Origin of the sequence: Acinetobacter brisouii (assembly GCF_008993995.1) — a bacterium.
Taxonomy (GTDB): Bacteria; Pseudomonadota; Gammaproteobacteria; order Pseudomonadales; family Moraxellaceae; genus Acinetobacter; species Acinetobacter brisouii_A.
On the sequence record NZ_BKNN01000017.1, the window covers coordinates 1 to 26,355 of the forward strand.

25 protein-coding genes and 1 pseudogene are annotated in these 26,355 nt (G+C 41.3%); 13 read left to right on the plus strand and 13 right to left on the minus strand.

The features are described from left to right. The 3 genes from GBN19_RS16290 to GBN19_RS06370 all read right to left on the minus strand — a co-directional run. On the minus strand, positions 1–159 hold a 159-nt coding region (locus tag GBN19_RS16290; protein ID WP_171494441.1), incomplete at its 3' end, for a transposase domain-containing protein. Positions 160–267: 108 nt separating this feature from the next. Next, positions 268–792, minus strand: coding sequence for a YecA/YgfB family protein (locus GBN19_RS06365; RefSeq protein ID WP_111894744.1), 525 nt, complete (start codon positions 790–792; stop codon positions 268–270). Positions 793–861: 69 nt separating this feature from the next. Continuing rightward, entirely contained in the window at positions 862–1,065 is a 204-nt protein-coding gene (locus tag GBN19_RS06370) for a PA3496 family putative envelope integrity protein (RefSeq protein WP_151709068.1), read from the minus strand. Between the two features lie 283 nt (positions 1,066–1,348). Here GBN19_RS06370 and rpoD point away from each other — a divergent pair, with 283 nt between their 5' ends. The 6 genes from rpoD (at position 1,349) to GBN19_RS06400 (ending at position 7,825) form a co-directional block, all read left to right on the plus strand. Further along, positions 1,349–3,295 (plus strand): RNA polymerase sigma factor RpoD, encoded by a 1,947-nt coding sequence (gene rpoD, locus GBN19_RS06375; RefSeq protein ID WP_228271225.1) that lies wholly within the window; start codon positions 1,349–1,351, stop codon positions 3,293–3,295. Between the two features lie 95 nt (positions 3,296–3,390). Further along, positions 3,391–3,678, plus strand: coding sequence for a YbeD family protein (locus tag GBN19_RS06380; RefSeq protein WP_151709070.1), 288 nt, complete (start codon positions 3,391–3,393; stop codon positions 3,676–3,678). A gap of 58 nt (positions 3,679–3,736) precedes the next feature. Beyond that, positions 3,737–4,405 carry a lipoyl(octanoyl) transferase LipB gene (gene lipB, locus GBN19_RS06385; RefSeq protein WP_151709071.1) on the plus strand — a complete coding sequence of 223 codons (669 nt, stop codon included), beginning with the start codon at positions 3,737–3,739 and terminating at the stop codon, positions 4,403–4,405. 75 nt (positions 4,406–4,480) lie between these two features. Further along, positions 4,481–4,984: a hypothetical protein gene (locus GBN19_RS06390; RefSeq protein ID WP_151777574.1), complete on the plus strand. Its 504-nt coding sequence runs from the start codon at positions 4,481–4,483 to the stop codon at positions 4,982–4,984. Positions 4,985–4,988: 4 nt separating this feature from the next. Continuing rightward, a complete protein-coding gene (locus GBN19_RS06395; protein WP_151709072.1) occupies positions 4,989–6,173 on the plus strand; it encodes an iron-containing alcohol dehydrogenase in 1,185 nt (394 codons plus the stop codon). A 245-nt stretch (positions 6,174–6,418) separates the two neighbouring features. Beyond that, positions 6,419–7,825: an APC family permease gene (locus GBN19_RS06400; RefSeq protein ID WP_151777555.1), complete on the plus strand. Its 1,407-nt coding sequence runs from the start codon at positions 6,419–6,421 to the stop codon at positions 7,823–7,825. A gap of 68 nt (positions 7,826–7,893) precedes the next feature. Here GBN19_RS06400 and GBN19_RS06405 read toward each other — a convergent pair whose 3' ends face one another. Next, positions 7,894–8,448 (minus strand): flavodoxin family protein, encoded by a 555-nt coding sequence (locus GBN19_RS06405; protein ID WP_375707859.1) that lies wholly within the window; start codon positions 8,446–8,448, stop codon positions 7,894–7,896. A gap of 118 nt (positions 8,449–8,566) precedes the next feature. Here GBN19_RS06405 and GBN19_RS06410 point away from each other — a divergent pair, with 118 nt between their 5' ends. Beyond that, on the plus strand, positions 8,567–8,947 hold the full coding sequence (locus tag GBN19_RS06410; protein ID WP_151709074.1) for a winged helix-turn-helix transcriptional regulator: 381 nt from the start codon (positions 8,567–8,569) through the stop codon (positions 8,945–8,947). A gap of 16 nt (positions 8,948–8,963) precedes the next feature. Here the strand turns inward: GBN19_RS06410 and GBN19_RS06415 are convergent, their stop codons facing one another. From GBN19_RS06415 to rplU, 7 genes are all read right to left on the minus strand, one after another. Beyond that, complete coding sequence (locus GBN19_RS06415; protein WP_111894762.1) at positions 8,964–9,434, minus strand: tRNA (cytidine(34)-2'-O)-methyltransferase; 471 nt, start codon at positions 9,432–9,434, stop codon at positions 8,964–8,966. Positions 9,435–9,470: 36 nt separating this feature from the next. Then, positions 9,471–10,844 carry a siroheme synthase CysG gene (gene cysG, locus GBN19_RS06420; RefSeq protein ID WP_151709075.1) on the minus strand — a complete coding sequence of 458 codons (1,374 nt, stop codon included), beginning with the start codon at positions 10,842–10,844 and terminating at the stop codon, positions 9,471–9,473. Positions 10,845–10,899: 55 nt separating this feature from the next. Continuing rightward, on the minus strand, positions 10,900–12,171 hold the full coding sequence (gene serS, locus GBN19_RS06425) for a serine--tRNA ligase (RefSeq protein ID WP_151777556.1): 1,272 nt from the start codon (positions 12,169–12,171) through the stop codon (positions 10,900–10,902). A gap of 105 nt (positions 12,172–12,276) precedes the next feature. Then, positions 12,277–13,050, minus strand: a complete 774-nt coding sequence (locus tag GBN19_RS06430; protein ID WP_151777557.1) for an RsiV family protein — start codon at positions 13,048–13,050, stop codon at positions 12,277–12,279. Positions 13,051–13,170: 120 nt separating this feature from the next. Beyond that, a complete protein-coding gene (gene lolA / locus GBN19_RS06435) occupies positions 13,171–13,866 on the minus strand; it encodes an outer membrane lipoprotein chaperone LolA (protein WP_151709078.1) in 696 nt (231 codons plus the stop codon). Positions 13,867–14,063: 197 nt separating this feature from the next. Continuing rightward, positions 14,064–14,321, minus strand: a complete 258-nt coding sequence (gene rpmA / locus GBN19_RS06440; RefSeq protein WP_004899948.1) for a 50S ribosomal protein L27 — start codon at positions 14,319–14,321, stop codon at positions 14,064–14,066. 18 nt (positions 14,322–14,339) lie between these two features. Then, positions 14,340–14,651 carry a 50S ribosomal protein L21 gene (gene rplU, locus GBN19_RS06445; RefSeq protein WP_045792690.1) on the minus strand — a complete coding sequence of 104 codons (312 nt, stop codon included), beginning with the start codon at positions 14,649–14,651 and terminating at the stop codon, positions 14,340–14,342. Between the two features lie 320 nt (positions 14,652–14,971). On the opposite strand from rplU, the gene sdsA reads away from it, so the two are divergent. The 6 genes and pseudogenes from sdsA (at position 14,972) to adeC (ending at position 24,724) form a co-directional block, all read left to right on the plus strand. Continuing rightward, the gene (sdsA, locus tag GBN19_RS06450; protein WP_151777558.1) at positions 14,972–15,949 is read left to right on the plus strand and encodes an All-trans-nonaprenyl-diphosphate synthase; all 978 of its coding nucleotides are present in this window, start codon (positions 14,972–14,974) and stop codon (positions 15,947–15,949) included. Positions 15,950–15,963: 14 nt separating this feature from the next. Further along, positions 15,964–18,009, plus strand: a complete 2,046-nt coding sequence (locus GBN19_RS06455; protein WP_151777559.1) for a site-specific recombinase — start codon at positions 15,964–15,966, stop codon at positions 18,007–18,009. Between the two features lie 181 nt (positions 18,010–18,190). Then, positions 18,191–18,838, plus strand: a pseudogene (locus tag GBN19_RS06460) (phosphatase PAP2 family protein). Next, a complete protein-coding gene (locus tag GBN19_RS06465) occupies positions 18,828–20,078 on the plus strand; it encodes an efflux RND transporter periplasmic adaptor subunit (protein ID WP_151777576.1) in 1,251 nt (416 codons plus the stop codon). Before GBN19_RS06460 ends, GBN19_RS06465 begins: the two are co-directional and overlap by 11 nt. A 12-nt stretch (positions 20,079–20,090) precedes the next feature. Then, positions 20,091–23,270, plus strand: a complete 3,180-nt coding sequence (locus GBN19_RS06470; RefSeq protein WP_151777561.1) for an efflux RND transporter permease subunit — start codon at positions 20,091–20,093, stop codon at positions 23,268–23,270. After that, positions 23,270–24,724, plus strand: a complete 1,455-nt coding sequence (gene adeC / locus GBN19_RS06475; protein WP_151777577.1) for an AdeC/AdeK/OprM family multidrug efflux complex outer membrane factor — start codon at positions 23,270–23,272, stop codon at positions 24,722–24,724. Before GBN19_RS06470 ends, adeC begins: the two co-directional genes overlap by 1 nt. Before the next feature lie 50 nt (positions 24,725–24,774). Here the strand turns inward: adeC and GBN19_RS06480 are convergent, their stop codons facing one another. Further along, positions 24,775–25,581 (minus strand): SDR family oxidoreductase, encoded by an 807-nt coding sequence (locus tag GBN19_RS06480; RefSeq protein WP_228271227.1) that lies wholly within the window; start codon positions 25,579–25,581, stop codon positions 24,775–24,777. A gap of 11 nt (positions 25,582–25,592) precedes the next feature. Beyond that, positions 25,593–26,300 (minus strand): hypothetical protein, encoded by a 708-nt coding sequence (locus GBN19_RS06485; RefSeq protein WP_228271228.1) that lies wholly within the window; start codon positions 26,298–26,300, stop codon positions 25,593–25,595. Positions 26,301–26,355: the final 55 nt, after the last annotated feature.

The following is a 26,355-nucleotide window of genomic DNA, read 5'->3' on the forward strand; positions in this document are numbered from 1 at the left end:
TACCACATGTTCAGCAGGGAGTTTTCTCTTTCGGATAGATGCCTTGCCTGTTTCTTTTAAACAAGCTTCGATCCAATTTAAATCAATGAGTTCATTGAAATGTGAGAGTGAGGGTAATGTTTGTTGGCGTGTTAAATCTAAATGATGTGATAAATTCATAAAAAAAATGAGTGTATTTGCATACACTCATTTTTACAGCAATTTGCATTTTTTTGCTTAACTGACTGGCATTACCTTTTTAGGTGCTTTTTTATCACTGAAATGAGCTTAGTTTGGTGTGTGATACATCAAATAAAGTTCATTCAAGTTTTCTGGAATTTCTTCTGCGAGTTCATCCATCAACTGACCATTACGACGGAAAGACTCCATTTGTGGATCTTCTTCATCAATGCCGCTAAATACCATCACTGGCAAAGTCAGATCAACCAACTGTTCTTCAAATTCTGGGGTAAACCATGCTTCTTCATTTAAAAACATCGCATCCACAAAACCAACACTCCAGTCACCGAGACTTGAGTCAACATCTGCTTCTTCAATTTCAAAAGGAAACTCGATTCCTTCTTCATTGGCAAGGTTTTGGCGCAATTGCTCAAGCCACAATTTGACTTGTGCAATAATTTCACTCGGAACTTTATTTGGACTTCCATCAAACAATGCATCTAGCCAAGTATCAAATTTTGGCCCAACTGCAATGGCACATAAAAATCCATGAGTTGCCGCAAAATCTAGACCATATTCGTTTTGGTCACCATCTAAATAATCACTTAACTGATCTAAATTTAAAGAACTCATTTTGATTCCATTATTGGTTACTACTCAGGCGTGAGCATAGCATTGATCGCGATGATATCCTAAATGCTTTTACGCATCATCATCGTCCGAATCATCATCGTCGAAATCATAATCAAAGTCTTTTAACTCGCGCTCCAAACGGCGTTGCGCAAGCAAGTCATCAATTAAACGACGCTTTTCCAATGACTCTTTGGCATTGATTTTATTCGATGCCTCATCAAAGCTGACGTCATCATCGTAGTTATCATCTAGTTCAAAATCTGTAGAAGACACTTAAACTACCTCAACATAAAAATATAAATGTTTTACGCGCTATTTATCTCGACTACAGTTTTTTGTCAAGCTTTTTATGCATTTATATTTTCAGCATTCTCACCAAAATCGACTTTTTTTCAGCGTTTTTTTTGTGTATTTATTAATAATCAGTAGTTTTTCATTGCAAACTTGCATGGACTTGAAAAAATTAAAAACAACTCAATATTCATTCTACTTTAACCATGAAAAAGATCTTCAGAATTTGGGGAACAAACCATGATTTCTGAAAATTTTAAGCAAATTGTGCTATCATGCACGGTTTTTCACTGCCACAGATTCAACAAAGAGTAAGCAAAAGATGAGCGATATGCATTCCCCTACTTCTCAAGTAGCGGCTCTGATTAGCCGAGGCAAAGAGCAAGGTTACTTAACTTACGCTGAGGTTAACGATCATCTCCCAGACTCAATTACAGAAAGCGAGCAAATTGAAGACATTATCCAAATGCTTCAAGACGTGGGCATTCCTGTTCATGAACGTGCACCTGAATCTGATGACACCATGTTTGGCGAATCTGCCGAAGCTGCCGATGAAGTCGCTGAGGAAGAAGCTGCTGCGGTACTGGCTTCAGTTGAAAATGAACCTGGTCGTACCACTGACCCTGTCCGTATGTACATGCGTGAAATGGGAACAGTTGAGCTGCTTACCCGCGAAGGTGAAATTAGCATTGCAAAACGAATCGAAGAAGGAATTCGTGATGTTTTAAATGCGATTGCTTACTGGCCAAATGCAGTTGAAGTTGTCCTAAAAGAATACGAAGACTTTAATACAGGTGAACGTCGTTTAGCTGATATTTTATCGGGTTATCTTGACCCTGAAACTGATGATGATATTCCTGAGGTTCTTGAGGAAGAAGAGACCGATTTGGACGATGAGGAAGAAGAAACATCGAAACCAACCAAAGACGTCAAACTTGATGATGAAGACGAAGATGAAGAATCTGAAGGTGATGACGATTCAGAAGGTGATTCTGGTCCAGATCCTGAGGTTGCCAAAGTTCGTTTTGCTGAGCTAGAACAAGCTTGGAACTCAACCAAAGCTATTATTCAGCAACATGGTCGTAGCTCGAAAGAAGCAGATGAAGCATTATCCACACTTGCAACAGTGTTCATGATGTTCAAGTTTACGCCACGTTTGTTTGATCTTATTTCAGAAATGATTCGTGGTACGCATGAGCGTATCCGTACCGCTGAACGTGAGATCATGCGTTATGCCGTTCGTCGTGGTCGTATGGATCGTACACAGTTCCGTACATCATTCCCTGGGCAAGAATCCAATACAGCTTGGTTAGATGCACAGCTTGCCAAAGTTTCTCCAGAAGTAAAACCACACCTTGAGAAAGTTCGTCCAGATGTATTGGCATTTCAACAAAAAATTGCAGATATCGAAACTGAACTTGGCTTAAACGTTCAAGAAATTAAAGATATTTCTAAACGTATGGCGATTGGTGAAGCCAAAGCTCGCCGTGCGAAAAAGGAAATGGTTGAAGCCAACTTACGTTTGGTTATCTCAATTGCGAAAAAATATACCAACCGTGGCTTACAATTCCTCGATTTGATTCAAGAAGGTAACATCGGCTTGATGAAAGCGGTTGATAAATTTGAATACCGTCGTGGTTACAAGTTTTCAACTTATGCAACATGGTGGATTCGTCAGGCGATTACTCGTTCGATTGCCGATCAGGCGCGTACCATTCGTATTCCTGTACACATGATTGAGACCATCAACAAGATCAACCGTGTATCTCGCCAGTTACTCCAAGAAATGGGACGTGAGCCAACACCTGAAGAACTCGGTGAACGTCTAGAAATGGACGAAGTGAAAGTTCGTAAAGTACTGAAAATCGCCAAAGAACCGATTTCTATGGAAACGCCAATTGGTGATGATGAAGATTCGCATCTTGGCGATTTTATTGAAGATCAAAACATCACGTCTCCTGTAGATGCTGCGACTTCAGAAGGCCTGAAAGAAGCGACACGCGAAGTGCTTGAAAACTTGACTGAACGTGAAGCAAAAGTCTTGAAAATGCGTTTTGGTATTGATATGCCAACCGATCATACCCTTGAAGAAGTCGGCAAACAGTTTGATGTGACCCGTGAACGTATCCGTCAGATTGAAGCGAAAGCATTACGTAAACTTCGTCATCCTTCACGCTCTGAACACTTGCGTTCATTCTTGGAAAATGACTAATCGGACTGCTTGATTTTTGAATCAAGCACCCCATTTTACTTATTATGCATTAAAAAACGCCTGCACTTGCAGGCGTTTCAACTCCTGAGGCAAATATGTTAGACCGCACTCCTTCTCGTGAGCTTCGTGAAGACCTTTGGGTATTTCCAATGGATTACCCCATTAAATTGATTGGCAATGCAGGTACAGAACTTCGTGTTGCCGTAGTCGAAATTTTAGTGAAACACTTTCCTGAGTTTGATGAAGCAACACTGACCGTACAACCATCACGTACTGGAAAATATCATTCTATTACTGCTCAACTACGTTTTGAGGAACTTGAACAAGTTCATGCGCTTTATGCAGACTTAGCCGCTTGCCCTCACATCCGAACTGCGCTTTAATTCTAAACCAGATGTCAAACATCTGGTTTTTGTTTTTCTACTTAAGGTTTTTCATCACATGGATGCTCTTCCCCTTCAGCAATCGCCCAAACTGATTATTCGTATTTTCAAAAATTTGCAGGATTATCAGAGCAAATTTACAGAAATGAAAAGTCTGACTGAAAATCGAGAAACGGATAGCATTGATGAACTGTGGTTATTGCAACATCATGATGTTCTCACCCAAGGGCAATCTGGAAAACCTGAACATATCTTAATCAGCAGTGATATTCCTGTGGTACAGTCCGATCGTGGTGGTCAAGTCACATGGCATGGCCCTGGGCAAATGATTGCTTACTTTATGTTTGACCTCAATCGGCTAAAATGGCATGTTCGCACCTTGGTCAGCTTTGCTGAACAGCTCATGATTGATCTACTTAAAATTTATAACATTGAAGCCTATGCAAAACCCGATGCACCTGGGGTTTATGTCGATGGGCGTAAAATTGGTTCTTTAGGTTTTAAAATTCGTCGAGGTCGTAGCTATCATGGGCTGGCACTCAATATTGACTGTGATCTTCACGGTTTCCAAACCATTAATCCTTGCGGTTATGCGGGTTTAGAAATGGTGCGTATCCAAGATCTTGTTCAAAATCATCCGAAATTTACACAACTCTGTGATGACGTGATTGAATATTTAACACAAACTCAGTACTTTAAAGAAATTGAGGTTATTCTCGAAGAATAAGTTTCTTCCTGACCTCGTTCTTATATAAATACAAAAAGGAAACTGAACGTGTTCACCAAGCCATTAAAACCCGCAATGCAGCAAGCATATGTCAAGCTCATGATGAGCGTGATTGGCAAAGGCTTGGTGGTTGCAAGCCACGTCGATCCTGAAATTCAACAAGAGATTGCTAAATTTCCTGAAAATTTCACGCTTTCCATGAAAGTTTTTCCACATGGCTCTGCTTTTATTGCTAGAGTCAATCAGCAAAAACAACTCGAATTGGTGGATGAACTAGAAGGCAAACCTGATCTTTGTATTATTTTTAAACATCTTGAACATGCTTTTTTGGTGTTTTCATTTCAGGAAAGCACTGCACAGGCTTTTGCCAATGACCGCATGATTGCCGATGGTGACTTGTCCTATGCCATCCGTTTAGTTCGATGCCTGAATAAAATGGAATCACTGATTTTACCAAAGCTCATTGCATCTTTAGCTGTAAAAGAATACCCAGAACAACTCGGCTTTAAAGAAAAATTTTCCAATGCCAGCCTGATCTATTTAAAACTTGCACAATCCTTTCTAAAACGGAGCGCATAAGCACATGACAAAAGCATATTATGAATTTTTCTGTCCAGTCAAAGTCATTGCAGGTCACGCTGCTTTAGAGCATATTCCTTTTGAACTTGCAACTTTAGGTGCAAAACGTCCACTGATTATTACCGATAAAGGCGTTCGTACTAACGGCCTACTTGAACCGATTGAAACTGCATTTAGCTCAACCGATGCCGAAATTGGTTTTATTTTTGATGAAGTACCCCCTGACTCTAGCTTAGAAACAGTCAAAAAAGCTGCGGCTTATTATCGTGAACATCAATGTGATGCTCTGATTGCTGTAGGTGGTGGTTCTGTCATTGATACTGCCAAAGCGACCAATATTTTAGTGACTGAAGGTGGCGACGACTTACTTAAATATTCAGGTGCACATAATTTACCAAAACCGCTTAAACCATTTTTTGTGATTCCAACAACATCTGGTACGGGTTCCGAGGTGACCATGGTGGCTGTGGTTTCCGATCCTGTTAAAAATGTCAAAATGGCATTTGCCTCATATTACTTAATGCCTCATGCCGCAATTCTTGATCCACGCATGACACAGACCTTGCCGCCTCATTTGACGGCTATGACCGCAATGGATGCCATGACCCATGCGATTGAAGCCTACACGTGTATGGCAGCCAATCCTCTGAGTGATGCTTATGCTACAGGTGCAATCAAAAAAATTAGCCAAAACCTGTTTAAAGTCTTGGAAAATCCAAAAGATGCAGAAGCCCGCTTAGAACTCGCACAAGCATCGACTATGGCAGGCATTGCATTCTCTAATTCAATGGTTGGTTTGGTGCATTCTCTTGGGCATGCACTGGGTGCTGTTGCACACTTACCCCATGGTTTATGTATGAACCTCTTCTTGCCGTATGTGCTCGAATACAATAAATCGGTCAATGGCAACAAGATTGCAGAACTTTTACTCCCATTGGCTGGAGCAGATATTTATTCACAAACGCCTGCTGATCAGCGAGCAGATAAAACAATAGAAACTCTCTACAGCATTCGTGATCACTTATATGAACTAACAAAACTGCCAAGAACTTTGCAGGAAACAGGTAAAGTCAGTGAAAAACAACTGGATGATGTTGCTGAAAAAGCCCTCAATGATGGTTCTATTATTTATAACCCGAAAGAAGCTTCCTTGATGCAGTTACGTGAAATTTTACAAAAGGCTTGGTAAATTTTTACGCTTAATCCAATCAAAACGTCCAGTGCCATTGGCGCATTGGGCGTTTTTTGTTATATAAGAATAAGCTAAACCACAAAGATCGCAGAATTGGCAGAGAAATTGCTAAAGGAATACTGAAATTAATTACTGACAACCTGTATCACTTTACGATAAAGTTGCGCTCTTTGTTAAAAATATGGGGGGATCGTTCGTCCTAAACGATCCTAAAAATGATAGCTGATCCTTGATCAACGATAATGAGGATAACGCCGTTGACAAATTCTTCTGGGACTCCATCGGCAGCGAAACTGCAAAAATCACTTTTGTTGGGACATGTCATTGTTATAGGTCTTGCCTATATCCAACCAATGACTTTATTCGATACCTTCGGAATGGTATCTGAAGCCAGTGCTCAACATGTGCCCACTTCTTATTTTGTTGCCTTGCTGGCAGTGCTATTCACAGCGCTGAGCTACGGCTATATGATTAAACGCTATCCATCTTCTGGATCAGCTTATACTTACGTGCAACGCGCTGTACACCCAAATGCAGGCTTTATGGTGGGTTGGTCTTCCCTTCTCGACTATATTCTTAGCCCAATGGTCAATATTTTACTGGCTGTCATTTACTTGACGGACATGTTCCCAAGTGTCAATCATTGGGTCTGGGTCATTGGTCTAACTGCACTCATGACATGGGTCAACTTACGTGGTATTAAGTTTGTTGCAAATCTCAATGGTTTGATTGTCCTGTTCCAAATGCTCGTGATTGCTATCTTTGTTTTTTTAATTATCAAAGATTTATCTCTAGGGCATACTGCACAAAACGCAATGGGATTGTCTACAGCAAATAATGGAACGCTAGTCTCAGTATCGCCTTTTTGGAGCGACAACGCCAAACTAGGTGCTTTGATTTCTGGAGCAACGATTTTATGTTTCTCATTCACAGGTTTTGATGCATTAAGCTCTTTGGCTGAAGAAACCCATGAAACAGATAAAGTTTTACCTAAAGCGATCTTCTTAACTGCACTCATTGCAGGCATAGTCTTTATTGTTGCAACTTACTTTATGCAGCTTTATTTCCCTGGTAATCCAGCCCAATATTTCTCTGATGTCGATGCAACCCAACCTGATATCTTACGAATTGTGGGTGGGGAAATGTTCAAATCTGTGATTTTATCATTTGCTATTGTGACTGTTATGGCATCGGGTATTTCTGCGCATGCAGGTGTTTCTCGTCTCATGTATGTGATGGGTCGTGATGGTATTTTTAGCAAAAAATATTTTGGGCACCTCAGCTCAAAAAGCAATGCACCAACATTCAACATCATTTTAGTGGGTATCATCGCACTTTCTGCGGGTTTCACCGATCTTGACCATGTCATCAATTTGATTAGCTTTGGTGCGCTCACTGCATTTAGTTTTGTAAACCTCTGTGTCGTTTCACAATATGTATTACGTGAAGGTCGTACTAAAACCCCTGCTGATATTTGGCGCTACTTGGTCATTCCAATGTTAGGCTTTGTTTCAATCGGTGCTTTGTGGATTCAAATTAACCATACTGCATTGCAATGGGGTCTTGTGTGGGCTGTAATCGGTATTTTATTCCTTGGCTATAAAACCAAAGGCTTTAAAATTCCACCACCACAATATAAACACGACTAAACCATTCAATAAAAAACCAGCACTAGGCTGGTTTTTTATTGCTTTCATTTTTGAGCTTGAGCTTTGAATTAGCCCACTAACTTTTCAGTAATCGCTAAAACACGTTTTGCATAGGCTTTTGCAGTATCTAAATCACCTGATGGAATTTCATCTACACTTGCATCAGATGGAGACTGTACCAAAAGACCCACTGAACCACCGAGATTATTGATATCTTGACGCGTTGCAGCTTTGGTATTGGCAGGTAACAAACCTAAACTTACCCAAAGACCGCCATGCTGCGATGCCAAAGTTTGCAGTTGAATCAAGGTCACCTGTTTATCGCCATTGAAACTCGCACTATTGGTAAAACCTGCGAATACTTTATCTTTCCAAGCTTGAGTGAACCACGCTTTTGAAGTCGCATCTGCAAATTTCTTAAACTGCCAAGGCGCTGTTCCCATATAGGTCGGAGCACCAAATACAATCGCATCGGCTTGATTTAAAATTTCCCAATCTGCTTCCTGAATATCTCCATTTGCATCAATTGCAATCAGTTGTGCTGCAATTTCATTTGCAAAGGTTTCTGCAATGACTTTTGTATGATCATAACCAGAAAAATAAACCACTGCTACTTTTGCCATGAGGATCAACCTATATTTTTATCAAAGAATCGTTCTATAATATATTTTAGAAACTAGCTGTCAATTAGTTACCTAGTAGTAACTAGATACTTAATTTACTGCCACTTGAGGTAAAATGATGAATCAAGCCCTTTGCTATAATGTATATCAGCAAAATTGCCCTGCTCGGTTATTTTTTGAAACTTTGGCAGATAAATGGGTCTTACTGATCATGAACGACCTAAAACAACAGCCAAAACATTTCAATTTACTCAAAAAAGACATTCAAGGTATTTCACCGAAAGTCTTGTCACAAAAGTTAAAAAAGCTAGAACGCGATGGTTTTATTCAACGTAAAGTGATCGAAACATCGACTTTACGAGTTGAGTATTCACTGACTGAATTTGGTTTAGATTTTGCAAGGACAGCGTATCAGATGAAGGAATGGGCAGAACTCAATATTGAACATGTGTTAGAAGCACAACAACGTTATGATGCGCTCAATCAAGCCGAAGCCTGATTGAGAAATCAATCTATTAGAGTGGTTTAAAGCCTTGTTGACGCCAAGCTTCATAGACAATGACGGCTGTTGCGTTAGACAAGTTCAAGCTACGAGAGTTTTCTGCCATGGGTAAACGAATCCACTGTTCTTGTGGAAACATCAAGCGGACATGCTCAGGCAAACCACGTGTTTCAGGCCCCATCAACAACGCCACAGGACGATTCAAATCAACAGTATGTGGTGTTGCTGAACCTTTCGTGGTCAATGGAAAGATATGCTCAATGCCCTGACTGTGTAAGTTCTCAAGGCATTGCTCAAAATTATCCCAAATTTTCATACGAGCATATTCGTGATAGTCCAAACCAGCGCGCTTTAATTTTTTATCATCAAGCTCAAAACCTAATGGCTTGACCAGATGTAACTGAGCACCTGTATTGGCACATAAACGAATAATATTTCCTGTATTGCTTGGAATTTCAGGCTCGTACAAAACCACATGAATCACAACATTTCTCGACTTTATCTAGTGGGTTACAGCGAACTATTGCCACTGTAACTGTTCACGTAAACGCACCACTTCCCCAATAATTGTCAGGGTCGGTGCATGAATTTCATATTGAGTGACTTTACTGGCAATATCAGCCAGTGTTCCGACCAATACTTTTTGCTCTGGCGTAGTACCTTTGGAAATCAGCGCCACAGGCATATCTGGACGTTGCCCATGTGCAATCAGTTCTTGGCTAATTTTTTCTAATCCAACCAAGCCCATATAGAGCACTAAGGTTTGGTTTTCATAAACCAGTTCATTCCAAGGCAGTTCTGGCGAACCTTCCTTTAAATGACCTGTCAGGAAACGTACACTTTGTGCATAATCACGATGCGTCAGCGGAATCCCTGCATACGCAGAACAACCAGAAGCTGCGGTAATCCCTGGTACGACTTGGAATGGCACACCTGCTGCAAAGAGTTCCTGAATTTCTTCGCCACCACGCCCAAAAATAAAGGGATCTCCACCTTTTAAGCGACAGACACGTTTGCCTTGCTGAGCATATTGCACCAAGAGGGCATTAATTCCATCCTGCGGCACACTATGGTTAGATCGTGCTTTACCCACATAGACCTTTTCAGCATCACGGCGACACAGTTCTAAGATCGGTTTAGATACCAGACGATCATAAATCACCACATCCGCTTGCTGCATAAGACGTAATGCTTTAAGGGTTAAAAGCTCTGGATCACCCGGCCCTGCACCAACCAAATACACTTCACCTTTGGGTGCAGTCCACTCAGCCAATGCCTGTTGCAGCATTTGATCAGCGACATCCAAATTATCATTAAAGACTTGCTCTTTGAGTGGACTTGCATACAAATCCTCCCAAAATACACGGCGTTGGTCAGGGTTCGGAATTTTTTCTTTCACCTGTTTACGCCAGTGTCCTGAAAATTGGGCAAGCTTACCTAAAGCATGTGGCAATAACGCTTCAATTTGTGTACGGAGCTGACGAGAGAGTACAGGAGATGCACCATTTGAAGCGACAGAAACCACCAAAGGTGAACGATCAATAATAGCAGGCATCATAAAACGGCAGTGCGGAATATCATCGACACTATTAACCAGCAAATTGTGCTGTTCACCTAAAATAAATACACGGTGATTGACGTTTGGAACATTGGTGGCTGCGATCACTAAGCGGTAAGGATGCAACAGATCATTTTCAGTAAATGGATGCTGTAAGAACTGTCCTGAAGATTGCTCAACGATCTCAAGCAAATTGGCATCAATCTCAGGTGCAACCACATCAATGATTGCCCCTGCCTTGTGTAACAAAACCGCTTTGCGGTAAGCAATTCGCCCACCGCCCACGATCAAACAACGTTGCTGCTGCAACTTAAGTGAAATTGGGAAAATTTCCACAGCAAACCTCTAGTCCTTGTATCTGATCGTGTTCAAGCAAGAATCGTGCACGAAATTAATCAATATATTCCGCACCACCCATATATGGACGTAAAACTTCAGGAACAGTAATTTTACCATCCGCTTGTTGATAGTTTTCCATCACAGCCAACAAGGTGCGACCAACTGCCAAACCTGAACCATTTAAGGTGTGAACCAATTCAAGTTTCTTTTGATCGACACGGTAGCGTGCTTTCATACGGCGTGCTTGGAAGTCACCCATATTTGAACAGCTTGAAATTTCACGATACGTGTTTTGGCTTGGCACCCAAACTTCCAAGTCATAAGTTTTGGTTGCACCAAAGCCCATGTCACCACCACAAAGAACGATCTTACGATACGGTAAGCCCAATGCTTGCAAGATACCTTCGGCATGTGAAGTCAATTCTTCCAAGGCTTGCATCGAGGTTTCAGGCTTCACGATTTGCACCATTTCAACTTTGTCGAACTGATGCTGACGAATTAGACCACGTGTATCACGTCCATAAGAACCTGCTTCACTACGGAAACATGGGGTATGTGCCGTGTATTTGAGTGGTAAGCGATCTGCATCAATGATCTCATCACGAACAAAGTTGGTGATTGGCACTTCTGCTGTTGGGATCAGGTAATATTCTTTCTCACCTTTTAATTTGAATAAATCTTCTTCAAATTTAGGCAATTGACCTGTACCACGTAGAGTATCAGCATTCACCAAATAAGGCACATACGCTTCGGTATAACCATTTTTGAGGGTATGTGTGTCGAGCATGAACTGAGTCAAAGCACGTTGTAAACGAGCAAGCGGCCCTTTGAGCACACTAAAACGTGAACCTGTTAATTTGGTTGCCGTTTCAAACTCTAAACCACCCATCCACTCGCCTAGGTCAGTATGATCTTTAATTTCAAAATCAAACTCGCGAGGTGTCCCCCACTTATAAACTTCGACATTATCGCTTTCATCTTTACCATTTGGCACAGATTCATCGGGCAAGTTTGGAATCGACAAGGCTTTTTGTTCAATTTCATTTTGCAATTCAGCAAGCTCAACTTCAGCCGCTTTAATTTCATCAGAAATGGCTTGCATGCGGGTCATGATTTCGGAGGCATCGCCACCCGCTTTTTTGATTTGCCCGACTTGTTTAGCGCCTGCGTTACGTTCTGCTTGTAAGTTTTCAGTGTTCGACTGAATTTGTTTACGACGAGATTCTAAAGCTGCCCATTCTTCAACATTCAGTTGAACACCACGTTTGGCAAGCGCTGCATTTACCGCCTCAATATTATTTCTCAGTAATTTCGGGTCAATCATAACCAATCAAATTGCATAAAATAGACTGGGTATAGTGTAAGCGGTTCATTCTAAAAAATACAGTCACCTGTGATGAATCATGCAGCAGCATGTGATGTGCTCAGTTCATTTCGGTAAGTATTCAGAACGAATCAAACCTTTTGCCTGTGAATATGGCAGCGTTAACTCCGTCATTCCGTCTGAATAAGGTGCTAATTCATACAGTGGATACACAAAAACGATTCCATGCACACCAAAATAAAAGTTATCAGTGATTTCTAACTTATCTTTAGACACTTGATGTTGAGTCAACCAATTTTGATTGGCTTCATATAAAGCATTCAGCAATTTTTGCTGAACTTGGGTTTGTAACAGATCATCAACCATAATGCGTTTTTTGGTTTTTAAATCAAAAATCACATATTCCTTGTGATACATGCCGTGGGCTGCACCTTGATTATAAGTTTCAGACTCAATCACGAAAGAAGCCATGTTGGCGTTTTGCCCCAAATAACGCACAGTATAGGTATTTGAACTTTGGGTGATGTGTGCGACCTGACTTGCTGTAGGTTCAGATGCTGGCGGATTAAAAGCTAAAGGCAAATCTTTCTTCAAACGTTTTAGGAAGAAATCATCAATCCAGTCGACATTGGTTTTCACTGTAGCCAATTGATAAGCCGTACACTCATCACTTTCGCATACTTCAACTTTAGGTAAAACAATCGGCTGAGTTTTTGCTTGAATCAAAGGAAGATCTTGCTGTTTACTTTGAGCCTGACTGGGTGCAGATGCATCTTGTGTTTGTTGTTGTGTTGAACTTTCCTCATGACAAGCAGTTAGGCTCATCATAAGCAACAATCCAATCATACCACCTAATTGTTTTGGCTTATTTTTCAACATTGCATTTCCATTACATTCAGCACTCTTGTCACTATAAGTGATTTCAGTAAACAACTATGTTGCATTCTTGCTAAACAAAAAAACCTGCACTTGGCAGGTTTTTCTAATTTAAAAACGACATTATTGATCAATAATGTCGGTTCCTTTAGGCGGCGTAAAATTAAAGGTCGATGCTGGAATCGTGGCATTTTTTATCGCATTTGAAAAACGAACTGTGGTTGTTTGTCCTAAAGAGTCATTCAGAATCATTAAGGTTGGTGCACCATTCGCACCAAAACTGATCGTTAGATTTTGGAATGCACTATCTTTGGCTTTCGGAGTCAATGTGTAATAGGTTTTGCTACGGTCTGGCTGACTCACTCGATAAGATTGCATAATCTGATTCGTATTGCCTGACAAAAGTAATGCAGGTGTATTCGCCACTTGATCACTCAGGCTTTGACGCACAGCTTGTTGCAAATCTGGATCATAAATCCAAACTGTTTTTCCTGTTGTTACAATCGTTTGCTTAGACGGTGCTGTTGTTTCCCAGAAAAATTTGCCGGGACGTTCGACTTTCATCACACCACGGAATGTCTGATTGAGATGCTGTGCGGTTAAACCTTTTTTTTGTACGGTTTTCTTGCCGTTACTTTTGGTGGTCTGTTCAAAGTTAGCACTTAAACTGTGCAAACCACTTAACTGTCTGACTAAATGTTGTGTTGCCTCTTGTTGTGAAGCAGCGACGGGTGCTGCGAAAACCGTTGTACTTACTACTGGAGCCAAAGTCACGGCACCAAGTGCCACAGCACAAAATGTTTTACGAAGCATGTTCATTGATTCACCTTTTTCTTTTAAATACAGTTGAATTGTTTGCCATACTACTCTAGATCATGCCATCTAAGAATGGAGAATATAAGCAATTTTGTATTTGTTATGCCCACTGTTTGTGAGTTTTGCTCTACTTATGAATAAAATATGAAAAATTTAATTATAAAAAAAGCCTGCAAATGCAGGCTTTTTTTTATTAAAGCTTATACAGCTTCAATTTTTACGTAGCGACGGCCAAATTGACCTTTCACTTCGAATTTTACTACGCCGTCAGCAGTAGCAAATAAAGTATGGTCGCGGCCCATACCAACATTTGCACCAGCGTGGAACTCAGTACCACGTTGACGAACGATGATGCTTCCAGCAGTTACAGTTTGACCACCGTAAGCTTTAACACCTAGCATTTTTGGGTTTGAATCACGACCGTTACGTGTCGAACCACCGGCTTTCTTGTGAGCCATGTCTCTTACTCCTCGTGATTAGCCTGAAATACCAGTAATTTTCAACTCGGTAAACCATTGACGGTGACCTTGTTGTTTACGGTAATGTTTACGACGACGCATTTTTACGATGCGGATTTTGTCGTGACGACCATGACCAACCACTTCTGCAGTTACTTTAGCGCCAGCAACAACTGGAGCACCGATTTGGATGCTTTCACCGTTTACAACCATAAGTACATCGTCAAATGTAACAGTTGAACCAGTTTCAGCTTTTAACAATTCTACTTTAAGGGTTTCACCCTCAACCACACGGTGCTGTTTACCACCGCTTTGGATTACTGCGTACATAATGTACTCCAACCAAGCCCGTGTCGTCGTGTCGATCAGGGATAATCGATCTTAAAACGAACGCCACTGGGGATATAAAGGGCTAGTATTTTAAGTAAAAAACATACAAACAACAAGTGGGCTTTTTTATTTTTAAATATAAAAAGTATTTTTATTTCAATTTGTTGTTTTTATTGTTTTTTTTATTATTATTTATAAATAAAAATCCCAGAAGTAAGAAAAACTTCTATTTTATGGTATAAAACAGGCTTTCCGTCGCACCATTTTCAGGTGCTTCTGGCAGTAAAAAGCGTTTTAAATAGATTTCAGGTTTTATGTTTATGGCCATCGATTTTAAGCAAGATATTCTCGCCCCCGTTGCTGCTGACTTTGCTGCAATGGATAAATTTATCAATGAAGGTATTAGCTCAAAAGTCGCTTTGGTCATGTCCGTAAGCAAACACGTTGTCGAAGCTGGCGGCAAGCGTATGCGCCCGATTATGTGTTTACTGGCTGCCCAAGCCTGTGGTGAAACTGACCTGACTCGGACTCAGCGTCTCGCTGCAGTCATTGAAATGTTACATACAGCAACTTTAGTGCACGATGATGTAGTCGATGAATCTAATTTGCGCCGTGGTCGTCCAACAGCCAATGCGACTTGGAATAATCAGACAGCAGTGTTGGTCGGTGATTTTCTGATTGCTCGTTCTTTTGATCTATTGGTCGATCTGAATAATATGACCTTATTAAAAGACTTCTCTACAGGTACCTGCGAAATTGCTGAGGGTGAAGTTCTGCAACTACAAGCACAGCATCAACCTGACACAACTGAAGAAACCTATCTCAATATCATTCATGGTAAAACATCGCGTTTATTTCAGTTGGCAACCGAAGGTGCTGCGATTTTGGCGGGTAAATCAGAATACCGTCAGGCACTTAAAACTTATGCAGGACACTTTGGCAATGCGTTCCAAATTATCGATGATATTTTGGACTATACGTCCGATGCTGAAACATTAGGTAAAAATATCGGCGATGATTTAATGGAAGGTAAGCCAACTTTGCCATTAATCTCAGCATTAAGCCGAACCTCAGGCGAAGAACATGAAATTATTCGTAAAAGTATCGCCACAGGTGGTTTGGCTGATTTAGAGCATGTGATTCGTATTGTGCAGAATTCTGGGGCTTTAGATTACTGTCGCTTACGTGCGCAGCAAGAAACCCAACTTGCGATTGATGCTTTAGCCATTTTACCAGAGAGTGTTGCCCGTCAGGCATTACTTAACTTGGCAAATATGGCGCTGGATCGCATTCAATAATAGATTATGTTGAGATGACCCAACAAGCCATTAGCCAAATTCTTATTTCTCTACAGCAGCAGTTTGAGTCTCCGCAAACTGCTGTACATGAACAAACGCTGATTGATTTAGTTGATTATTTACGTCCCGATCAACCACATGATCCCATCGAAGCACGCAGTAAGTTTGATTGTCTAATTCAAGCCTTGCTACAAACACCACAAAGTATTATTGCGCTACAACAATATTTATTGCGCCTGATGACACAATATCATCAAACTAAGTTATACGCCGATAGTGGTATTTTATCTTTAGATGGTTTTTGGAATCAGCTTGGGCAACGCTTTGTTTCACACATTTTACCCCCTCTGAATGATCAGACCCAATTACAGAACTTATTAGAAAAAGTCTTTCATCTTCCTACTGACCGCTATTGGTTAGAGCAAATTGAAATTCAGCAATGGCGAAGATTTTTTCAACTTTTTAATGGTAATCAACAACATCAAACACAGAAAAAAAATTTAAAGCTAGATCTCATTAAAGCAATTAATGTGTTGAGCTATCGGATTAGTGGGATTGGTTTATTTCCTGAACTGATTTATGCAGAACCCAAACTGACTGAGTATGAGTCTCCTTTTATTGCCCAAAACCGAGAAATTGTCGGTTTTATTGACAAGTTTAATGCAGTTTTACTGCATGCCAATCAGGTCAGTGTCTATAGTCCACCCGATGCAGCACCAGCATTTGTGATGATCGAACAATGTAAAACCATTGTCGCCAATATCCGTAAAGCAACAAAACGTATCGGCGTGAGTCTAAATCTGACCTATTTATTGACTGTACTTGAGCAAAGTCTAGAACGTCTTGAATTACTTTTAAAATTACTACAAGACACAGGACATAACCGTGCCGATGCGATCCGTGAACTAATTTCCAATTTAGTCACAGCAAATCATAATGAAAAGAGTGTGGGAGCTTTGCTTTCAGCAAACAGCGAATTGCTTGCTTTCCAAGTAACTGAAAATGCAAGCAAAACAGGTGAACATTATGTAAGCAGTGACAAAAAAGGCTTTTTTGCTATGTACCGTGCCGCAGCTGGCGCAGGCTGTATCATCGCACTCATGGCGACTCTGAAAGTCTTACTAGCACGCCTCAGTCTTGCACCCTTTAGTCATGCACTGAGCTATAGCCTCAATTATGCTTTTGGTTTCGTCTTTATTCATATCCTGCATTTTACTGTTGCTACAAAACAACCTGCTATGACCGCTGCTGCACTTGCTGCAACCGTACAACACCGCAAAGGCTCTCGTACCGCACAGTTAGCGGAATTGGCGGAGTTAATTGTCAATATTATCCGCACTCAATTTATTGCAATTTTAGGCAATATCTCTATTGCGATTCCCACTGCGGCAGTGATTACCCTATTTTGGCAAAATGTGTTACATGAGCCTTTACTGAAACATGCCAAAGCAGCCGAGCTATTACACAGTCTAGACCCCTTTACCTCTTTAGCTATTCCGCATGCTGCTATTGCAGGCGTCTGCTTGTTTTTATCGGGTTTAATTGCAGGCTATTTTGACAATATGGCGATCTATCGCAAACTTGGCCCTCGACTTAAAGCACACCATGGCTTAAAACGCTGGTTAGGTGAAAAACGTCAACTTAAATTTGCCGATTATATTGAACGTAATTTAGGTGCACTTTCAGGGAACTTTCTGTTTGGATTTATGCTCGGAAGTATGGGAACTATAGGTTTTATTTTAGGTTTACCCTTAGACATTCGACATATTGCATTTGCTTCTGCCAATCTAGTTCAAGGCTTAATGTCAATTAATGAATCACCTGATTTAGGTTTGATCTTAATTTCAAGTTTTGGGGTGCTTTTGATTGGACTCACCAACTTATTTGTCAGCTTTTCACTCACGATTATTGTCGCTCTACGCGCCCGCCAAGTTCGTTTTGAACAATGGAAACCACTTGCCAAGTTAGTCATGACTCATTTTGTGACCCGACCGATCGATTTCTTCTGGCCACCGAAAAATTTGGCTGAAAACAGCACTTCAAACAAAAATGAACGTTGATTGTTTAGATTTTTCAAAGAGACTCAGTCATGCTTTTTTGTTATGTTTGTTTGCTTAGTGTTAAAAAAAACTTGAAATAAAATTACTATAAATTTTCAGGCTTGAAAAAAAGTGTACTGGAAAGTACACTTTACTTCCTAAAAATACCAATGTTTGGTAATCCAAATTGCTAGGTTTCTGCATGCCGTATCTAATGCTTTGTATTGGCTGTGTTTTTTTTATTTTCAGTGTCAGTGCACTGAATTTTATGCACACTCAAATCTTAGATCATCAGATTGTCAACGTTTTGAGTGTGCATCGAATTGAGTGGTTGAATCCTATTGCAAAAAGCTTGTCTTACTTAGGCGGCATGCCTTTTGTATTAATTTTTACGACACTTTGGTGTGTTTATTGGTTACGTCTTCGACAGTATGCAACAACCTTTATGATCATTTTGGCAGTCAGTGGCAGTATCGTTTTAGGTTGGCTTCTTAAATGGTACATTGATCGTCCACGCCCTGCCGTGTTCTATCATATGGTCAATAGCTATGGTGCATCTTTTCCGAGTGCTCATAGTGTTTATGCAGCAACCCTAGCCAGTCTTGCAATTTTGCTTTATCAACAATATTCTCGTAGCATCTGCCTGATGTCTTTCATCTGGTTCATATCTATGGGAATTTCCAGAGTATATTTAGGCGTACATTATCCAACAGATGTATTGGCAGGTTGGGGCATCGGTTTTGTATGGGTCGCTCTGATTTGGCTTGGATTCACACGAATTCATCAATGTAAAAAGCAATTTCATTTTTAGAAAAAAATCTAAAAGAGGTGGAAGAATGATGTCAGCTAAGCTTTGGGTTCCTACCCTTACTGCTTGCGCATTAGCAACAAGTATTGCACTTGTTGGTTGTAGCAATGACAAAAAGGATGCGCAGCAAGCTGCTGCTTCCCAACAAGCACCAATGGTTGAAGTTGGTGTGGTTGTTGCTCAACCGCAAAATGTAGAGAAAACCGTTGAACTCGCAGGGCGAACATCGCCTTATGAGGTTTCAGAGGTTCGCCCTCAGACAGGTGGGGTAATTTTAAAACGCTTATTTGCTGAAGGCAGTTATGTCAAAGCTGGGCAACCCCTTTACCAAATTGACTCTCGTGCTAACCGTGCCAGTGTAGAAAACTCCAAAGCATCTTTGCTTCAACAAGAAGCAAACTTGAATAGCTTAACCATCAAGATGAATCGTTATAACCAATTGGTTGGCATTAATGCGGTTGCTAAACAGGATTATGATGACCTTGTGGGTGAAGTTAAAGTTGCCAAAGCTCAAGTCGAAGCAGCACGTGCAGCATTAGATACGGCTCAAATCAATCTTGGGTATTCAACCATTCGCGCACCGATTTCAGGTCAAACTGACCATTCATCGTTCACTGCGGGTGCACTTGTCACCGCAGGACAGAGTGATGCTTTGGTTAAAATTCAACGCTTAGATCCAATCTATGTCGATATTACTCAATCAAGTAGTGACTTATTGCGTCTACGTCAAGAGTTGAAAAAAGGCAGCTTAGCTAATAGCAACAACGCCAAAGTCAAACTCAAACTCGAAGATGGCAGTACCTATGCCAATGAAGGTAATCTCGCATTTGCTGATGCAAGTGTTGATAGTGGTACTGGTAGCATCATCATTCGTGCTGTGTTCTCAAACCCAGATCATTTATTACTCCCTGGTATGTATGCAACTGCACAAATTGTTGAAGGTATTGTACCTAATGCCTACCTTGTGCCACAAATTGCAGTGACGCGTACTCCGACAGGTCAAGCATCTGTATTTGTTGTAAATGCCAAAGGCGTTGTAGAAACACGTACGATTGAAACCTCAAGTACTCAAGGTCAAAATTGGATTGTCACTGGTGGTTTAAAATCAGGTGATAAAGTCGTGGTTGATGGGGTTGCAAAAATCAAAGAAGGTCAGCAGGTCAAAACAACACCGTATAAACCTGTAGCTGCTCCCGCAACAACACCAAACAATCCTGCTGCAAAATCAGCAAATGCTGCTTCACAAGCCCAAAGCTCATCTAAACAGCAAGCACATGCTTAAGGGGTAGATTGAATGGCTCGCTTTTTTATTCATCGCCCAATCTTTGCATGGGTGATTGCATTGGTGATTATGCTGGCAGGGATCATTTCCTTGACGCAAATGCCTATTGCACAATATCCAACCATTGCACCACCTAAGATTAGTATCTCTGCAACTTATACAGGTGCTTCGGCTGAAACCATTGAAAATACAGTCACACAGGTGATTGAACAGCAACTTAATGGACTAGATGGCCTCCGCTATATCAGCTCTCAGAGTATGTCCAATGGTTCTGTTTCCATTGATGTAAACTTTAAGCAAGGTGTTGACGCAAACATCGCGCAAGTACAGGTACAAAATAAGTTGCAGACCGCAACCGCATCTTTACCTGAAGCTGTACAACGTCAAGGGATTACCATCAAAAAATCGGGTGCAAGTTTCTTGCAAGTTGTTGCATTTTACTCACCCGATAACAGCTTGTCTGACGCTTACATTAAAGATTATGTCAACTCAAATATTAAAGACACTTTGAGTCGTGTCCAAGGAGTTGGTGAAGTTCAAGTATTTGGTGGTCAATATGCAATGCGTATTTGGCTCGACCCTGCGAAACTGACCAACTACCAATTGACACCAAGTGATGTTAGCTCTGCAATTACGGCTCAGAACTCACAGATTTCTGTCGGTCAGATCGGTGGTGCTCCTGCAGTTAAAGGTCAAGTAATCAATGCGACCGTCAACACACAAGGTATGCTACAAACTCCTGAGCAGTTTGAAAATATCATTGTCAAAACAACTTCTACAGGTGCAAAAGTTCTCCTCAAGGATGTTGCACGTGTTGAATTGGGGGCTGAAAATTATCAGTTTGAATCGAAATTCAACGGTAAACCAGCGGGAGGTATTGCAATTCGTTTAGCAACGGGTGCAAATGCCTTAGACACTGCAAAAAATGTTGAAGCAGCACTCGTAAAATTACGTCTAAACTACCCTGCTGGTTTAAAAGATGATATTGCTTACGACACAACACCATTCGTAAAACTTTCGATTGAAAACGTGGTTCACACCCTTGTTGAAGCGATTGTTTTAGTATTTATCGTCATGTTCTTGTTCTTGCAGAACTGGCGAGCAACCATTATTCCAACTTTAGCAGTTCCAGTGGTTGTACTGGGTACGTTTGCAATTATTAACCTGTTTGGTTTCTCAATTAATACCTTATCTATGTTTGCCATGGTACTGGCGATTGGTCTATTGGTAGATGATGCAATTGTTGTCGTGGAAAACGTCGAACGGGTCATGCAGGAAGAACATCTGGATCCTGTCACGGCAACCGAAAAGTCGATGGGACAAATTACAGGGGCACTGATTGGTATTACCAGTGTTTTGACCGCTGTATTCTTCCCAATGGCATTCTTTAGCGGAACTACAGGTGTAATTTATCGTCAGTTCTCACTGACACTCGTCTCTGCCATGATTTTATCTTTAGTCATTGCATTAACCTTTACACCTGCCCTCTGTGCAACCATTCTCAAACAACACGATCCAAATAGACCGGAAAGCAATAATATTATTGCGCGCTTCTTCCGTGGCTTTAACAATGGCTTTGAAAAGTTATCGCAACGCTATCAGAATGGCGTAAGCCATATGACGCATAGCAAAATTCTCTCTGGAATTTTCTATGCCATTATTATTGGTATTTTTGGGTTCTTGTTTAAAGCATTACCAACATCATTCCTTCCTGATGAAGATCAGGGCGTGATTATGACCTTAGTTCAGTTGCCAAATAATGCAACCCTAGAAAGAACAACCAATACTCTTGATACCATTACACAGCACCTCTTAACGCAAGAAAAAGACAGTGTGAAGTCGGTATTTAGTGTGGCAGGTTTCTCCTTCACAGGTCAGGGACAAAACCAAGGTCTAACCTTTGTTAAACTCAAAGACTGGAGTCTACGTAAAACACCAGAAACACAGATTGGTAGTTTAATTGGTCGTTCAATGGCACTGAATGGCATGATCAAAGATGCATCGATGATTTACCCATTACAGTTACCTGCGATGCCAGAACTAGGAGTCAGCTCAGGCTTCGACTTCATGTTAAAAGACACCAATGGTCAAGGGCATGAAAAACTCATGGCTGCCCGCAATGCAATATTAGGATTGGCTGCACAAGACAAACGTCTGATGGCGGTACGTCCAAATGGTATGCAGGACACACCTCAGTACAAGATCGAAATCGATCAAGCCAAAGCAACGGCTCAAGGTGTAACGGTAAGCGATATCAATGATACGATGAGTGTGGCTTGGGGTAGTAGCTATGTAAATGACTTTATTGACCGTGGTCGTATCAAAAAAGTTTATTTACAAGGTCAACCTGATTCGCGCATGATGCCTGAAGATCTAAACAAATGGTATGTGCGAAATTCTAGTGGGCAGATGGTACCGTTCTCAAGTTTTGCAACAGGTCACTGGACGTATGGCTCACCTCGTCTTGAACGCTATAACGGTGTTTCATCAATGAACATCCAAGGTTCACCTGCCGCAGGTGTGAGTTCAGGTGAAGCAATGCAAGCCATGCAGGAAATCATGCAAAAGCTGCCATCTATGGGCTTCACAGGCTATGACTATGAGTGGACTGGTTTATCATTAGAAGAACAAGATTCGGGTAGTCAAACATTCGTATTGTATGCACTATCATTGTTACTTGTATTCTTCATTTTGGCAGCACTTTATGAGAGCTGGTCAATTCCATTCTCAGTCCTGCTTGTTGTTCCACTAGGCTTGATTGGTGCGGTTTTATTAACATTCCTTGGTATGAAGTTGCTTGGAAATCCAAACTTGTCCAATAACATTTACTTCCAAGTCGCGATTGTTGCTGTAATTGGTCTTTCTGCGAAGAATGCGATCTTGATTGTTGAATTTGCCAAAGAGCTACAAGAAAAAGGCGAAGATCTGTTTGAAGCAACCATGCATGCTTCAAAACTACGTCTACGTCCAATTGTCATGACCACATTGGCATTTGGTTTTGGTGTATTGCCACTTGCCATTTCAACAGGTGCAGGCGCAGGTAGTCAGCACTCAGTGGGTTATGGTGTTATTGGTGGTGTTCTTAGCTCAACACTATTGGGTATTTTCTTTATTCCTGTATTCTTCGTTTGGATTCGTAGTATCTTTAAATACAAACCAAAGAATACACACATTCAGGAGCATAAATCGTGATGCAAAATATATGGTCTCTTACAGGTCGTAGCATTGCCGTCTCCACACTTGCACTTGCTTTGGCAGCCTGCCAAAGCATGCGCGGACCTGAGCCTGTCGCAAAACCTGATATTCCAAATCAGTTTGCATCGCAAGCAGCAACAGGCACTTCTGTTGCTGAGCAAGGCTACAAAGATTACTTCTCAGATCCTCGCCTGTTAAAAGTGATTGAGATGAGTCTGGAAAACAACCGTGATTTACGTACTGCGGCATTGAATATTCAAAAAGCGCAGTTGCAATATCGTGTTACAGAACTCAATCAACTCCCGACAGTCGGTACAAATGTTGACTATGCTCGCGGCAAAACACTCAGCTCTAGTTTAAAAACTGTTTCTACTTATCAAGTAGGTTTAGGTGTTACCTCTTATGAACTTGATTTTTGGGGACGTGTCCGTAGCTTAAAAGATGCAGCACTTGACACTTACCTGTCGACTCGCGCAGCCAAAGACTCGACCCAAATTAGTCTAATCAGCCAAGTCGCTGAGGCATGGGTCAGCTACTCTTATGCCAATGCCAATCTCAAACTGGCTCAGCAAACCCTAAAAGCACAGCAAGAATCATATAATCTCAACAAAAAACGCTTCGATGTCGGTATTGACAGCGAAGTGCCACTTCGTCAATCACAGATTTCTGTTGAAACCGCACGTAGTGATGTTGGAAATTATCAGACCCAACTTGAACAAGCCAAAAACTTGCTCGATGTCTTGGTTGGTAAAATTGTTCCGAATGAGTTATTGCCAACCGATACTGTGAAACAAATTACCTCACAGAAAGTATTGGCAGCAGGCTTACCAAGTGATTTGCTGAACAACCGTCCTGATATTATCTCTGCTGAATACCAACTTAGCTCAGCAGGTGCAAACATCGGTGCAGCAAAAGCAGCAATGTTCCCAACTATTAGCCTGACTGCAAATGCAGGTTTTGCGAGTTATCAGTTAAGCGATTTGTTTAAGTCAGGCTCAACCGTTTGGCAATTTGCACCAACGCTTGATCTGCCAATCTTTGACTGGGGTACACGCAAAACCAATGTCAAAATTTCAAAAGTCGATCAAGAGCTATATTTGACGGCTTATGAAAAAGCCATTCAAACGGCATTCCGTGAAGTGAATGACGTTTTGGCAACCCGTGCGCATATCAATGAACGTTTGGCAGCACAGCGCAGCTTGGTTCAAGCCACCAACAAGAACTATCAACTTTCAACGGCTCGCTTCCGTGCAGGAATTGATAACTACTTGACGGTACTAGATGCACAGCGTTCAAACTACGCTGCGGCACAAGGTCTACTGACACTTGAACAAACCAATCTGAACAACCAGATTGAACTTTATAAAACACTTGGTGGTGGGGTAAAAGCCAACACTTCAGATGAAGTAAAGTACCCTGCTTCAAGTGCCGAACGTCATCAGAAAAAATAATTCTCCTCATAAGAAAGCCCACGTTAACGTGGGCTTTCTTACATTTTCACTTATTTCACTTGCGCTTTACGAATCTGTTTATACAAAATGCTCGGTGCTAGACGCGATAACATTACACCCAGTTTTTCCTTACGCCCACCAATCACAATATATTCTTGCTTTTGCAGTAATGCTTTTACAGTCTGCTGAGCAAATTCATCGGCATCCAAACCCTGCTCAATGGCTTCATCTTGAAAACCTTGTGCTTCACCGTTACCTGTCAAAGCATTGAGTGACACATTGGTTTTGACAAAACCAGGAAACACTACAGATACATCAATCCCCTGTGCAGCGACTTCCGCACGTAAACTGTTTGCCCACATATGAATCGCGGCTTTGGCTGCTGAATACGTCGCACGATATTGCGTTCCGATCAGCCCCGCCACACTGGAAATAAACACCACATGACCAGACTTCTGTTTCAGTAAAGTCGGTAAAACGGCTTTGGTCATAGCCACATGGGCAAAATAATCCACTTCCATGATTTTTCGTTCAGTTTCCATTGAGGTGTCCTGAATTAATGCACGCTGACTCAAACCTGCATTATTGATCAGCCAGTCGATTCTGCCCTTTTCTGCCAAAACCTGCTGTAAAGCCTGCTCAATTTGCAGCGCATTGGTAATATCTAGCGGCACACATAAATGCTTATCCTGATTCGGTAATAATGCTTTGACGCGTTGCAACTCACTGTCACGGCGCGCAGACAAAACCAGTTGCGCACCTAATTCAGCAAAAGCAATCGCCAAAGCCTGCCCAATGCCAGAAGATGCCCCTGTAACCCAAACCACTTGATCTTGCAGATTTTGTGCTTTCATCATGTACCTGTCGTTTAATGTGTATCACGAATCAAAAATTTCAAAAAATGATCGATATAATAGGGTGCAACATGTAAATCGACCTCATCCCCCAAACCATGTAGGCGCTTATAACCCATGTGCGTGGTCATTTGAATCACACCATTTAAGGTTTTATCGATTACAAAATTAAAATCAAGCATTTCTTTGGGAATACGAATCAGATGTGTCACCCCTTGGTCAATAATTTCAGTCAGTGCATGAAAAGCAGGACTGATCTGACTGGCATCACCTGCCTGAATCTTTTGAATGAATGTTAAAGTTTGCTCAACCAGCGCATCGGTTACAGGATAGCGTAAAAACACCTGATCCTGTTCCACAACAATACATTTCGCAAAATAATTAACAATGCCCGCCAAACGCGCATTACTAAGCAGCGCCACCGACCACGGTAAATATTTTTTCAAGGCATCGAGCACATGCTGCACCACTTTTTCAGACTCTTGGGCAATCTTATGTCCTTCTGGACGCTGTACACGCTGCTTTTGCTGCATCAGCAAATCAACAAATACCTGCTGAATAATTTGTACGGCAACATCGGCAAGAAGCTGCCCCAACTCATGTGCCAGTTTATGTTTGGTGGCAGCATTGAACTGCTGTTGTAATGTCAAAAACTCTGCATAACTTTGCGGGTTGACCTGCAAACTGACCACATACCCCATAGAAAATCCTGCTTCGAACATCCAATTTATCGCTTAACTGAACATTGTCGCATGATATGCCGCAGATTGCCGACGC